The sequence below is a fragment of the Lutibacter sp. genome, assembly GCF_046055765.1.
Classification (GTDB): Bacteria; Bacteroidota; Bacteroidia; order Flavobacteriales; family Flavobacteriaceae; genus Lutibacter.
Genome location: NZ_JASFZF010000047.1, coordinates 1 through 11,772 on the forward strand (window position 1 = coordinate 1; position 11,772 = coordinate 11,772).

11 protein-coding genes and 2 pseudogenes are annotated in these 11,772 nt (G+C 29.0%); 7 read left to right on the plus strand and 6 right to left on the minus strand.

The window, feature by feature from the left end:
* Positions 1-303 (plus strand): annotated as a pseudogene (locus QM495_RS05390) (TonB-dependent receptor); the annotation flags it as partial.
* Positions 304-313: 10 nt separating this feature from the next.
* Positions 314-2,377: a DUF5689 domain-containing protein gene (locus QM495_RS05395; protein ID WP_408671089.1), complete on the plus strand. Its 2,064-nt coding sequence runs from the start codon at positions 314-316 to the stop codon at positions 2,375-2,377.
* A gap of 69 nt (positions 2,378-2,446) precedes the next feature.
* Here the strand turns inward: QM495_RS05395 and QM495_RS05400 are convergent, their stop codons facing one another.
* Positions 2,447-4,354 carry a S9 family peptidase gene (locus QM495_RS05400; protein WP_408671090.1) on the minus strand — a complete coding sequence of 636 codons (1,908 nt, stop codon included), beginning with the start codon at positions 4,352-4,354 and terminating at the stop codon, positions 2,447-2,449.
* A gap of 329 nt (positions 4,355-4,683) precedes the next feature.
* Between QM495_RS05400 and QM495_RS05405 the strand changes: the two genes are divergently transcribed.
* Together QM495_RS05405 and QM495_RS05410 are read left to right on the plus strand one after the other, a co-directional pair.
* Positions 4,684-5,016, plus strand: coding sequence for a hypothetical protein (locus QM495_RS05405; RefSeq protein WP_408671091.1), 333 nt, complete (start codon positions 4,684-4,686; stop codon positions 5,014-5,016).
* Between the two features lie 183 nt (positions 5,017-5,199).
* Positions 5,200-5,532 carry a hypothetical protein gene (locus QM495_RS05410; RefSeq protein WP_408671092.1) on the plus strand — a complete coding sequence of 111 codons (333 nt, stop codon included), beginning with the start codon at positions 5,200-5,202 and terminating at the stop codon, positions 5,530-5,532.
* A 51-nt stretch (positions 5,533-5,583) separates the two neighbouring features.
* Here QM495_RS05410 and QM495_RS05415 read toward each other — a convergent pair whose 3' ends face one another.
* Positions 5,584-6,555: an endonuclease/exonuclease/phosphatase family protein gene (locus tag QM495_RS05415; protein ID WP_408671093.1), complete on the minus strand. Its 972-nt coding sequence runs from the start codon at positions 6,553-6,555 to the stop codon at positions 5,584-5,586.
* A gap of 116 nt (positions 6,556-6,671) precedes the next feature.
* Here QM495_RS05415 and hflX point away from each other — a divergent pair, with 116 nt between their 5' ends.
* Entirely contained in the window at positions 6,672-7,883 is a 1,212-nt protein-coding gene (hflX, locus tag QM495_RS05420) for a GTPase HflX (protein WP_408671094.1), read from the plus strand.
* 81 nt (positions 7,884-7,964) lie between these two features.
* Here hflX and QM495_RS05425 read toward each other — a convergent pair whose 3' ends face one another.
* The 4 genes from QM495_RS05425 to QM495_RS05440 form a co-directional block, all read right to left on the minus strand.
* Complete coding sequence (locus QM495_RS05425) at positions 7,965-8,834, minus strand: DUF3078 domain-containing protein (RefSeq protein WP_408671095.1); 870 nt, start codon at positions 8,832-8,834, stop codon at positions 7,965-7,967.
* Positions 8,835-8,911: 77 nt separating this feature from the next.
* Positions 8,912-9,415, minus strand: coding sequence for a DUF2480 family protein (locus QM495_RS05430; protein ID WP_408671096.1), 504 nt, complete (start codon positions 9,413-9,415; stop codon positions 8,912-8,914).
* Between the two features lie 13 nt (positions 9,416-9,428).
* Complete coding sequence (locus QM495_RS05435) at positions 9,429-9,749, minus strand: iron-sulfur cluster assembly protein (protein ID WP_408671097.1); 321 nt, start codon at positions 9,747-9,749, stop codon at positions 9,429-9,431.
* 51 nt (positions 9,750-9,800) lie between these two features.
* On the minus strand, positions 9,801-10,223 hold the full coding sequence (locus QM495_RS05440) for a SufE family protein (RefSeq protein ID WP_408671098.1): 423 nt from the start codon (positions 10,221-10,223) through the stop codon (positions 9,801-9,803).
* Positions 10,224-10,323: 100 nt separating this feature from the next.
* Between QM495_RS05440 and QM495_RS05445 the strand changes: the two genes are divergently transcribed.
* Both QM495_RS05445 and QM495_RS05450 read left to right on the plus strand, forming a co-directional pair.
* Positions 10,324-11,250, plus strand: coding sequence for a PfkB family carbohydrate kinase (locus QM495_RS05445; protein ID WP_408671099.1), 927 nt, complete (start codon positions 10,324-10,326; stop codon positions 11,248-11,250).
* A 57-nt stretch (positions 11,251-11,307) separates the two neighbouring features.
* Positions 11,308-11,772, plus strand: a pseudogene (locus QM495_RS05450) (amidophosphoribosyltransferase); the annotation flags it as partial.

An 11,772-nucleotide genomic window follows, 5' to 3' on the forward strand; every position in this document is an offset into this window, starting at 1 on the left:
GGAGTAGAAGTCACTCAAAAACAAGTCAATTCCTTCTTAACTCAAGAAAAATTTGAGGATGCATTTTTAGTGAATTTAGTTGGTGGAAAATCGTGGCTAATTAATCATAAATATGTTGGTTTTTTTCTTGGTATTAACAATCTGTTGGGTGAACTTTTTAAAACTGGCGGTTTTGAACAATCGAGAAATGCTAATTACCCAGAATTAAAACAAGACAAACAATTAGATAAACCCATTTTCGGACCAAAATATTGGTACGGAAATAACACTTCGTATTACTTCAATTTATATGTAAGATTTTAAAAAAAGCGCTATGAAAATTTATAAAAAACAACAAATAATAATAGGATTATTAACAATTAGTCTTTTTTTAGGCTGTGTAAAAGACCAAAATTTTTCAACACCAACTGTAAACTGTACTGAACCTGAAATTTTTGCAACAAATACCATTCAGCAGGTAAAAAAAATGTACACTTTTGGTAGTGCAACAGTAATTGAGAATGATATTATTATTGAAGGATATGTGGTTTCAAGCGATAAATCTGGAAATATTTACAAAACGATCTCTATTCAAGATAAACCTGAAAATCCAACTTCAGCCATAAAAATTTCTATCGATGAAACCAATTTGTATACAGTATATGATGTTGGTCGAAAAATTTATGTAAAGATGAAAGGTTTAGCCGTAGGTTATAGTTTTGGAAGTATTCAAATAGGGCAATCTGTTAGTGGTGAATTGGCTCGAATTTCAGCTTTTGAAGTTAAAAATCATATTTTTCGTTCGTGTGAAGTTGCTGAAATTACACCTAAAAAAGTAACTATTTCAGCGTTGGACAAAAGTATGTTAGAAATGTTGATTGAAATTGAAAATGTACAATTTAAAACGACAGATTTAGGATTGTCGTACGCCAATGTTGATGATACAGAAACGGTAAACAGAGTGTTAGAAAATTTTGATGGTAGCTGTAATTTGGTTGATGAGGTTATTGTTAGAAATAGCGGTTTTTCAAAATTTAAAAATCAGTTATTACCAGAAGGAAAAGGAAGTGTAATTGCAGTTTTCAGTAATTTTTATGATGATTTTCAATTGTATATTCGTGCTACAGATGATGTAAAATTTACGGAAGAACGTTGTAATTATACCAATGCGTTAACACCAACTATTACAATTTCTGAAGTAAAAGAAATGTACCAAGGAACTATGGTTGAATTTGGGTTGAATACCAATTATGTGATGGAAGGTTATATTGTTTCAAGCGATGAGTTTGGAAATTTTAACGAAAAATTAGTTCTACAAGATGCCATTGAAAACCCAACTGCTGGAATTCAAATTTTACTAGAAAACGATGCTATTTTTGAAGATTACACCATTGGAGATAAAGTTTTTGTAAAACTGAACAAATTATATATATCAAAAAGCAATAACGTTTTAACAATTGGATTTCCAAATGGAGATAAAATTACAAAAATTGATGCTTCAGAAATTAATCAGTTTTTGTATAATAGTGAAGAAAATTTCGAAATACATCCAAGAGAAATTTTAATTTCAGAAGTTCAAAATCCACTATATGAAAATACATTAGTAAGTGTATTAAATGTTCAATTAGTTAAAAATGAATTAGGAAAAGCATTTACTTTTTTTACTGGAAATAATGATGAAAATCGATCACTTGAAACCTGTGGAGAAATAACTAAATTAAGTGTATTTACCAGCGGGAATGCTACGTTTTCGAATGAATTATTTCCTGAAGGTCACGGAAAAATCACAGGAGTTTTAAGCACATATTTAGAAATTAGAAATACAAATGATGTGTATTTTTCTGAACCTTTTGAAAGTTGCCCAATAATAATTCCAAAAATTATGATTACTGAAGTTGCTGACCCAGATAACAGTACAACAGCTCGTTTTGTTGAATTATACAATGCAGGTGATTCTGAAATTAATTTAACAGGTTGGAAATTAAATAAATATGTAAATGGGTCAACTTCAGTGTCAAGTTCTCCAATTGAATTAAACGGAATTACAATTCCAGTTGGTGAATTTGCTATTATTGCAAATACAGGTTATACAGCAATTTTTAGCGATACTCCAAACATCGAATCTAGTTATATTTCAGGGAATGGTGATGATGTGTATGAGTTAGTGGATAACACTGGAACAACGATTGATGTTTTTGGAGTTATAGGAGAAGATGGAAATGGTACTAATTGGGAATATTTGGATGGGAGAGCGGTGAGAAAATTAACTATAAATGAACCCAATCTTAATTTTATAAGTAGTGAATGGATAATTTATTCCGACACTTCAAATAGCTTAATTACAAACCCTAATTCACCTCAAAATGCACCAAATGATTATAACCCTAGGGTACGGTAATTTAAAGATAAACAGGTGAAGAACTAATTTCTTCACCTATTTATCAGGATAGTATTTTAAAGTATTAAATTACAAAGTTTCTTTCAACCATTTATAAAATTCACGTTGCCAAACTAAACTATTTTGATTGTTTAACACCCAGTGATTTTCTTCAGGAAAAAATAATAATTTACTCTTAATTCCTTGTAATTGTGCTGCCTGAAAAGCCGCTAATCCTTGTCCAATAGGAACTCTATAATCTATTCCGCCTTGAATAATTAGAATTGGAGTATTCCACATACCAACTTTTTCAGCAGGATTAAATTCAATGTAAGATTTTTGTGCAGCAGCATTATCTTTATCCCAATAAGCACCACCTAAATCAAAATTAACAAAGAATAGTTCTTCGGTAGTTCCATACATACTTCTCCAATCGTAAATACCATCATGCGATATAAATGTTTTAAATCTACCTTCATGAATAGCTGCCAAATAATATACAGAATAACCGCCATAACTTGCTCCAATTGCACCTAATCTATCAGTATCAACATAAGGTTCTTTCGCTAATTCATCTATAGCAGATAAGTAATCTTGCATATTTTGACCACCATAATCTTTACTAATTTGTTCATTCCACTCAACTCCATAACCAGGCATTCCTCTTCTGTTTGGGGCAACTATAATATAACCGTTGGCTGCCATTAATTGAAAATTCCATCGAAAAGAATAAAATTGACTTAAAGCGCCTTGCGGACCTCCTTGGCAATATAATAATGTTGGATATTTTTTTGAAGGATTAAAATTTGGAGGATAAATTACCCAAGTCAACATGTTTTTCCCATCGGTAGTTTTAATCATTCTTTTTTCAACCTTACCCAATGAAATAGCATTATAAGTTGCATCATTCGCATGAGTTAATTGCTGCATTTCTCCATTTTTTAAATTCACTGAATATAATTCAATAGCATGGTTCATATCTCTTCGACTAGCAACTAAGGTGTTTTTTGTTTGGCCAACAATACCACTAACATCAAACTGACCATTTGTAATTTGTTTTGGTACGCTTATTTTTTCTTTAGAAGTAGGAACTTCAATTTCAAATAATTGTACAGTTCCAAGCACAGGAGCTACAAAATAAATTTTATTTCCTTTATCTTGCCAAACAAAGCTATTAACAGTTCCGTCCCAATTTGCTGTTAAGTTGATAGAATTACCATTAACAATTACAATAATATCATTTTTATCAGATTCGTAACCTTCTCTTTTCATTTGCAACCATGCTAATTGCCCTTTTGAAGAAAAAGCAGGTTGTGTATCGTACCCTTTATTTTTAGAAGTTAAATTAGCCGTAGTTTTTGATTCAAGATTGTATTCGTAAATATCTGTATTTGTACTAACAGCATAATCAGCACCACTTAATTTTTTGGTAACATATAAAATATTTTTACTATCGGGGCTCCATAAATAATCTTCCGATCCTCCAAAAGGTTTTTGAGGACAATCATAAGGTTCTTCTCCCATAATATCAATTGCTTCTGCACTTGTATTTGAAGTAGATTTATAAAAAACATGACTAAATGCACCATCTTCCCAAGTATCCCAATGGCGATAGTTTAATGCATCGTAAATTTTTACATTTGATTTTTTAACATCCTTATAATAATCTTGTCCGGTAACTTTTTCAAGTTTTACATCGGCTGTTGAAATTTTATAGTTACCATCAGGAGAAATATTAGCATCATCTAATAATTTAGCATAATTAGTAATTACTTGTGCATTTCCTCCCTTAATAGGAATTTGATAAGTTGTTGAGTTTTTACTATTTGTTTCAATAGTGTAGTTGGATACACTATAAATAATGTATTTACCATCTTTGGTGATTCCTTTTCCTGAAACTTTATTCAGTTGTGCTAGCATTTCTGGTGTCATTACATCTTGGGCAAATAAGCCAATACAAGTAACTGAAAATAGAATACTAAAAAATATTTTATACATAATTTTTAATTAATTATAATGTTAAACGTTCTTCACAAATTTATTATTTTAATTTCAACCTAGCAGTATTTCAAGATACACTTTAACATAATTTATGATAACAAAGTATAAAGTTTAAGAGCGTTTTTTTTTAAATAAAATCATATAAAGAATTGAAAATCAGAAATATAAATTTATATATTAAATTTAACTTTACCTTTTCTTAAAAATAATTTAGGTAATCTTGGTTAAACATTTGTTAATCGGGTATAATTGAAATGTTTAGATTCAAATTCATTTTACATTTGAAATATCAAAACAAACTAATGTTTAATTAAAACCTATTTATTATGAGAAAATTTAAAGTATTGGCACTAGCCTTAGTAATTGGAACAGTAAGTTTATTTGCTGTCAACGGGGAAGACCCAAAAGAAGCAAATAAAAAAATTAGAAGTCAAATTGTAAGTTTATTACAAGCTCCAGATTTTATTATTGAAAATGAAACAACCGTAATGCTTATGTTTACATTTAGTTCACAAGGAGAGGTAGTAGTTTTAAATGTAGACTCTAGAGATAAAAACATTTTAAATTATGTTCGTGAACATTTAAACTATAAAAAAGTTGACAATCCAGGAGAAAGAGATAAGTTATACACAATACCTTTAAAAGTTACTGCTTCATGAATAGAGAACTAAAAACATAAAAACTCAAACTAAATAGGTTTGAGTTTTTTATGTCTATATTTTTTTATATAAACCTCGGTATCAAAACATTAGTTAAAGATTTGTTAATAACGTATTGTAGGCGTCACATATATTTATTTCAAACGTCTTTTTATTATACTAACAATTAAAAACCTATTTATTATGAGAAAATTTAAAGTATTGGCATTAGCCTTGGTAATTGGAACAGTAAGTTTATTTGCTACCAATAGAGATAATTTAAAAGAGCCTACCAAAAAAATTAGAAATCAAATTGAAAATTTATTACAAGCTTCAATAGAAAATATTGAAGATGAAATGACAGTAAATATCACTTTTACTTTTAGTTCAGAAGGTGAAATAGTTGTTTTAAAAGTGGATACTAAAAATAGAGATATTTTGAACTATGTTAGAGAAAATTTAAATTACAAAAAAATTAAAACCCCTGGAGTTACAAATAAATTATATACTTTCCCTTTAAAGTTAAAAGCTGAGTAAAAATAAAACATTAATTAAAAAGCCCAAACTTATTTAGTTTGGGCTTTTTAATTAATGTTTTATAAGATATACATATACAGGGAAATGATCGCTAAATCCGCCTTGGTACCATTTACCAATATAAGTTCTAAAAGGATTTCCCTTATACTTTCCTTTCCATTCTTTTAAAAAGTGTTTATCAAAAACCTCAGCATATTTAAAGGTGTGTTTTTGTTTTTCAATATTAAAAAAGTTCTTTGAAAAAATAATTTGATCGAATAAATGCCACGTTTTTTTATAATTTAGTGTGCCGTTTCCAGTATTAATTAAACGTTCCATAGGATTGTAAAAAGCATCATTTACAAGGTGTTTTTTTACGCTAATATTTGAAGGGTCATCATTAAAATCGCCCATAATAATAATTTTAGCATTTTCGGTTTCCGAATTTATTTTTTTTATAATAAAAGAATTTAATTGGGCCGCTTTTATTCTTTTTTCTTCGGTTGAATTTTCACCACTTCTGCGTGAAGGCCAATGATTTACTAACACATAAATTAATTCACCATTTAATTTACCTTTTACCATTAGTACATCTCTTGTATAATCTCTATCACCATTTTTAGCTTCTAAAAACAATGGAAAGGTTTCTGAATACAACACTTCAAAAAGTTCTTTTTTATATAATAATGCTACGTCTATACCGCGTTCATCAGGCGAGTCATAATGTACAATACCATAATTATGTTTTTTTAAATTTTTAGATGTTACTAAATCTTGTAATACTTGTTGGTTTTCTACTTCAACAACACCCACAATTGCAGGAGAATGAAACGATCTAGCAGTTCCTAATTGAGCAATAACATTTCCTAATTTTCGTATTTTATTTTTATAGCGATAGTTATTCCAGTTTTTTCTTCCTTTTGGAGTGAAATCATCATCTAATGTGTTGGGATCATCTTTAGTATCGAATAAATTTTCAAGATTATAAAAAGCAATGGTATAAGCTTGTTTATTTTTGCCTGGAGATTTAAAATACGAAAACATAAAATATTTTTAGAATGTCGAAAGTACAAAATTAGAAATAGATATTGTATTTGTATCTTTGCATTCTTAAAGTGGATAAGTAGCAATAAAAAATTTCAGCTTTAGCTGTTTGCAAAATGATTGAAGAGAAAAAAGTAACATCTGAAAAAGTTGTTTTAATAGGTGTAATTACACAACATCAAGATGAAGGGCAGTCAAATGAATATTTAGATGAATTAGAGTTTTTAACTTTAACAGCAGGAGGTAAATCTGTAAAACGATTTACTCAAAAGTTAGAAACACCAAATCCAAAAACATTTATCGGCGCAGGTAAATTAGATACTGTTAAATCATATATGGATGCTAACAACATTGAAACGGCTATATTTGACGATGAACTTTCTTCATCTCAATTAAGAAATATAGAGAAAGTTTTAGATTGTAAAGTGCTAGATAGAACAAATTTAATTTTAGATATTTTTGCTAGAAGAGCACAAACAAGCTATGCTCGAACACAAGTAGAATTAGCACAATGCCAATATTTATTACCTAGATTAACGAGATTATGGACTCACCTTGAACGTCAAAAAGGTGGAATTGGAATGCGCGGACCTGGTGAAACCGAAATTGAAACTGACAGAAGAATTATTAGAGATAAAATTACGCTACTTAAAAAGAAGTTAAAAATTATTGATAAACAAATGGCTGTACAACGTAAAAACCGAGGAAAAATGGTACGTGTTGCGTTGGTGGGCTATACAAATGTTGGAAAATCAACATTAATGAATGTTGTTAGTAAAAGTAATGTTTTCGCAGAAAATAAATTGTTTGCAACTTTAGACACAACAGTTAGAAAAGTAGTCATTAAAAATATTCCATTTTTATTAACGGATACGGTTGGTTTTATTAGAAAATTACCAACGCAATTGGTTGAATCCTTTAAATCTACTTTAGATGAGGTTCGTGAAGCCGATTTGTTATTACATGTTGTAGATATTTCTCATCCTAATTTTGAAGATCATATAGCTTCAGTAAATAAAATTTTAGGCGAAATAAAAAGTGCTGATAAGCCAACTATTATGGTTTTTAATAAAATTGATGACTACCAACATCAAACTATTGATGAAGATGATTTGGTGACTGAAAAAACCAAAGAGCATTACACATTAGCAGAATGGGAAAAAACTTGGATGAATAAATTAGAGAATAATTGTTTATTTATTTCAGCATTAAATAAAGAAAATTTAGAGGAGTTTAGAGCAAAAGTTTTTGAAGATGTAAAGAAAATACATATTACACGTTTTCCTTATAACGACTTTTTGTATGAAGAATATGTTGAGGAAAAATAATTAATTTTCTTCATTTTTTTAAACCTTACTCTCAGTTTTAAAAATTAGGGACAGAAGATAAATAAAAAAAGAGTATTTAAATTATAAACTATAGTTTATTCCAATTCCGAAAACTTCTCTAATTTGAAAACCTTCAAAAGCGTTGTCATTATAAATAGTTTGGAATGTTAGGTTTGTAGATAAGTATTTGTTTATTTTCATAACTATATTCATTGCATAATCCAAATCAATATTTTGAGGTTCCCCCAAATAATCAGCATAAAGATTTAGGATATTTTCCATAGAAACATTCTCCATAATACTAAATTTAGCATATGCAGAGGCATTAAAACCTAGTTCAAAACGTGAACTTTTACCTTGCTCAACGCCATAATAATCACCATTTGGCAGCGTAAAAAGTTTATCTACTAATATTAATTTTGCGGTTGCAGGTGCCAAGTTAAATTTTAAATTATCACTTTTCTTCCATAACATACCTGGCCCAAAAGATAAGTTTGCGGGAGACATAAAATTGGTAAATTCTGTTCTAATTTCTTTTCCATTTTCATCTTTACTATATTTATATCCAGTTGTAAATTGTGTGTCAAAATTTAAAAAAATAGAGTAATACCATAAGTTATTAGCTTTTTTACCAAGGATTGAGTTGAATATAATTCGGTCATCAGTTTTCTTTTCAAACTCACTATTTTTACTTTTTGTGAGGCCGTAAGAAGCTGTAATTTTATTATCCCAGTTAATTTCTTTTTTTAAATAGTTAAAATTATAGTTTACACCCAAATTTCCTGCAAGATTATTTTCTCCACCGGAAATCCAATTTTCAAAAGCTGATTGATTAAATATAAAAGAAATAGTTCCGTTTGTAGTCCACCCTTCTTTTACTTCGTTTTTTTCCTGTGCGAAAAGTTGAGTGTAAGTAAAGAACATTAGTGATAAAAGTAGTAATTTTTTCATTTTTTTGATCAAAAATTAAGTAAGCAAAATTAAATTACTAAATACAATTATAAAAATAAAAATGAATTTTTTTTAACTTATTTTTTAAATAACGGAACTGTAGAGCAAGCTTCACCAAACATAATTGATTTTGCAATAGGTTGTAATTTTTCAATTAACTGAATATAAGAAGTTTGTGTAATTGGTTTGTTAGCACACCCTTTTATAATTATAGATTTCCCTTTATATTCTTCAATGTTTATTTGTGAAATAATTTCTTGAAAAAGTGAAGTTTCTAAATCATTTAAATTTCCTACAATTATTTTTTTTGATATTGGAGTTAAATATGTTGAAATAAGCATAAAAGCCCAAGAAGGAATTATTGCGTCTGATGAACAAGTTAGCGCTATATAATGGTTTTTATATTGTGACCAGTTATGGTTTTTTAAATGTGCACGAAATTCGGTTTCTTTTAAAATTAGTTCTTGAAATAGCCATTTTTTTAGGTCAATAATAGTTCTTGTTCCTCTTGGATAAAATTCTTCAAGGTCAACTGTTTTTAGTTGGCTATTGGCAACTCTATTTACAATTTTATCAGGCATTTAAGAACATTTTTTAAAGAAATCCTAGTTCTAATTTAGCTTCTTCACTCATCATATCTTGTGTCCATATTGGATCAAAAGTAATTTCAACTTCAGCAGTTTTTACCTCTTCCAATGTTTTTACTTTTTCTTCAATTTCAACGGGTAATGTTTCAGCAACCGGACAGTTTGGTGAAGTTAAAGTCATTAAAATTTTAACATCGTTATTTTCACTTACCATAACATCATAAATTAAACCTAATTCATAGATATCTACAGGAATTTCAGGGTCGTAAATGGATTTTAAAACCTCAACTATTTTAATACCTAATTCTTCTACGCTCTCACTATTCATTATTACAAACTCTCTTTATATTCATTCTAAATAAGTGCAAATATACATGAATTAACTTAATTTAGATTGAAAAGCTAAGGCGTATAACTTAATTTGTTTAATCATAGAAACCAACCCATTTGCACGCGTTGGAGATAAGTGTTCTTTTAAACCAATTTCATCAATAAAATAAAGGTCAGTATTTAAAATATCTGAGGGGTTTTGCTCATTAAACACACGTAATAAAATTGCAACTATTCCTTTGGTTAAAATGGCATCACTATCAGCAGTGAATTTAATTTTATGGTTATCAATTTCAGAATGTAACCAAACTTTAGATTGGCAACCAGCAATTAAATTATCATCAACTTTATATGTTTCATTAATTAAAGGAAGAGATTTCCCAAGTTCAATAATATATTCATATCGTTCCATCCAATCTTCAAACATGGAAAATTCATCTATAATTTCTTCTTGTATTTCTTTGATAGTCATTTTTTAAACTTATTTTTGCAAAAATAACCACATCTATGCTTTAAAAAAAATATAAATACAAATAAAGCATTTTATATGTGCTCAGAATTTTACTATAATTATGAATAAATTACTTATTGTTGGTACGGTTGCTTTTGACGCTATTGAAACTCCGTTTGGTCAAACAGATAAAATTTTAGGAGGAGCAGCAACCTATATTTCACTTTCAGCTTCTCAGTTTGGTGTTAAATCAGGAATTGTTTCTGTAGTTGGGGGAGATTTTCCAAAGGAATATTTAGAAAAATTAAATGCTAAAAATATTAATACTGATGGTATTGAAATAATTGAAGATGGTAAAACATTTTTTTGGAAAGGAGTATATCATAACGATTTAAACTCACGGGATACGTTAATTACCGATTTAAATGTACTAGCAGATTTTAATCCAATTGTACCCGAAGAATTTAAAGATACCGATTTTTTAATGTTGGGTAATTTACATCCAGCAGTACAAATGTCTGTAATTAAACAAATTCCTCTTCGCCCAAAACTAATAGTACTAGACACCATGAATTTTTGGATGGATAATACCTTAGATGAATTAATGGAGGTAATTGCAAAAATTGATGTAATTACCATCAATGATGAAGAAGCTCGTCAATTATCTGGAGAATATTCTTTAGTAAAAGCGGCTCAGAAAATTCATAAAATGGGGCCTGAATTTGTGGTGATTAAAAAAGGAGAACATGGCGCATTATTATTTAATAATGGAGATGTGTTTTTTGCACCAGCATTACCTTTAGAAGAAGTTTTTGATCCAACAGGAGCTGGAGATACTTTTGCAGGTGGATTTATTGGGCATATTTCTAAAACTGGAGATATTTCATTTGACAATATGAAAAGAGCTGTTATTTCAGGATCAAACTTAGCTTCATTTTGTGTAGAGAAATTTGGAACAGAACGAATGGAAAACTTATCGGTTGACGAAATACAAAAAAGACTATTACAATTTAAGCTATTAACACAATTTGATATTGAGTTAAGTTAAAAAAATTCCGCCAGTGTGCGGAATTTTTTATTTAAATTTACTACGAAAACTAAAACTATGAGTGACGCTATTAAACACGAATGTGGAATTGCAATGATTCGCTTACTAAAGCCGTTACAATATTATAAGGATAAATATGGAACGGCATTTTATGGTTTAAATAAAATGTATTTATTAATGGAAAAACAGCACAATCGCGGTCAGGATGGTGCAGGTTTAGCAAGTATTAAATTTGATGTTGCTCCAGGCATAAGATATATAAGCCGTGTTCGTTCAAATGCAGATCAACCAATTCAAGACGTTTTTGCACAAATAAATGGGCGACTAAATAAACTAAATGAAACTTTTCCAGATAAAGTTGATGATGTTGAATGGCAAAATAATAATGCCCCATATTTAGGAAATTTATTTTTAGGTCACGTTCGTTATGGAACTTTTGGTAAAAATAGCATTGAGAGTGTACATCCATTTTTACGTCAAAGCAATTGGATGCATAAAAGTTTATTAGTAGCTGGAAACTTT